Origin of the sequence: Neisseria shayeganii 871 (assembly GCF_000226875.1) — a bacterium.
Lineage (GTDB): Bacteria > Pseudomonadota > Gammaproteobacteria > Burkholderiales > Neisseriaceae > Eikenella > Eikenella shayeganii.
Window position 1 is genome coordinate 1 of the sequence record NZ_JH164933.1, and the last position, 1,634, is coordinate 1,634.

The 1,634-nt window shown below is 52.0% G+C and carries 2 protein-coding genes; both read right to left on the bottom strand.

Annotated elements, in window-relative coordinates:
* Window positions 1-38 precede the first annotated feature (38 nt).
* Entirely contained in the window at window positions 39-569 is a 531-nt protein-coding gene (locus HMPREF9371_RS10820) for an inorganic diphosphatase (RefSeq protein WP_009120192.1), read from the bottom strand.
* Between the two features lie 134 nt (window positions 570-703).
* Window positions 704-1,474, bottom strand: coding sequence for a DsbC family protein (locus HMPREF9371_RS10825; RefSeq protein ID WP_040661218.1), 771 nt, complete (start codon window positions 1,472-1,474; stop codon window positions 704-706).
* Between the last annotated feature and the right edge of the window lie 160 nt (window positions 1,475-1,634).

Genomic DNA, 1,634 nt, shown 5'->3' on the forward strand with positions numbered 1-1,634 from the left:
AAGTTTCAGGTAGCCTTTTGCTGCTTTGAGCGTCAAGATTACAGAGCTTTCCAGCGGGCTTGCGACTCGCGGATCACTTCTTTGGCCTCTTCAATGTCACCCCATTTGGTCACTTGGGTGGTGCCGGGCTTTTTCAGGTCTTTGTAGTGGTTGAAGTGGAATTCGATTTGTTTAATCAGCTGCTGGGGCAAATCAGACAAGCTGTTAATCGCATTGCCGGTATGGCGGTCGTCCGCCGGTACCACCACCACTTTGTCGTCTACTTCACCGTCGTCCACAAACTTCATCACACCGATGACTTTGGCTTCCATATAGATGCCGATGGGCAGCGGGGTGTCGGTAATGATCAAAGCATCCAGCTCATCGCCGTCTTCGTCCAAAGTTTGCGGGATAAAACCGTAATTGGTGGGCTTGGCAAAAGCCAGGGGTTCCACCCGGTCGAGTTTCATTACCGCGTTTTTACGGTCCCATTCGATTTTGTGGTTGGAGCCCTGCGGGATTTCAATCACCACATTGATGATGCCGCCGTCTACGTCGCCGGCGTCGAGAATTTTGTTGAAGTCTGCCATGGTTGTTCCTTAATGTTGGAAATACAGGGCGGCCATTATACTGTAAAACCCTGCGGGTTATTGGCCGCCGCCACCCTAAAAGCTTTTCAGGTAGCCTCAGCAGGCTACCTGAAAGCCGTATAGATGGTGTGATTTTATTTCTGGTTGTCGGCAATCGCTTGCTTCAACTCGGGGTTGGGCAGATAACCGGCCATGACCTTGCCATTGGGAAAGACCAAGGTCGGCGTACCGTTAAAGCCGAGCTGGGTGCCCAGCTCCATGGTATCGGCAATCGGATTGCCGCAAGCCGGCACTTCCGCCGGCACCGTTCCTTTGCGCATCCAGCCTGTCCACGCTGCCGTACGGTCCGGGTTACACCAAATGCGCTCAGCTTTGGCTTTGGCCGCCGGATGCAGGGAGAGAATCGGCATCATAAAGTTGTAAATCGTGATGTCGGTCATTTTTTCAAACTCACGCTCCAGGCGCTTGCAATACGGGCAATCCGGATCGGTAAACACCGCCACTTTCAAGCTGCCGTTGCCGCGCACCTCGGTGATCGCTTTATCCAAAGGCAGGGCCGCATAATCGATGCGGTTTAAATCGCTGCGCCGCTGTTCGGAAAGATTGCTGCGTTCGGTAACGTCAATCAAATCGCCGGTGAACATATGGTTGCCGTCCGCACTCATGTAAACCAATTGATTGCCGGACAAATACACCTCGTAAATTCCCGCTACCGGCGACTCGGCTACGTTCAGCACTTTAATGTCCTGCTCGGCATAAGTTTGCGTGATTTTATCGGTAATGGCTTTAACGGCATCTGCCGGCGCAGCAGCCGGTTGCGCGGATTTGTGCGCCGGCTGTGCATTACAAGCGGCTAAAGGCAGCAGCGCGGCCAAAACCGCGGCACGAAGAAAAGCAGACTTCATCAACATTCCCCAAGATGGTGTGCAAAAAGTAAGCATTATGCCTAAAAATAGGATAAGCGAACAGAAAAGAAGTCTATGTCCATGCCAAATGCCTGAAACATTGGCACATCCGAAATCAGATATGTGTTCTGCGTTTATCCAAGATGGTTGCTTCAAAAGC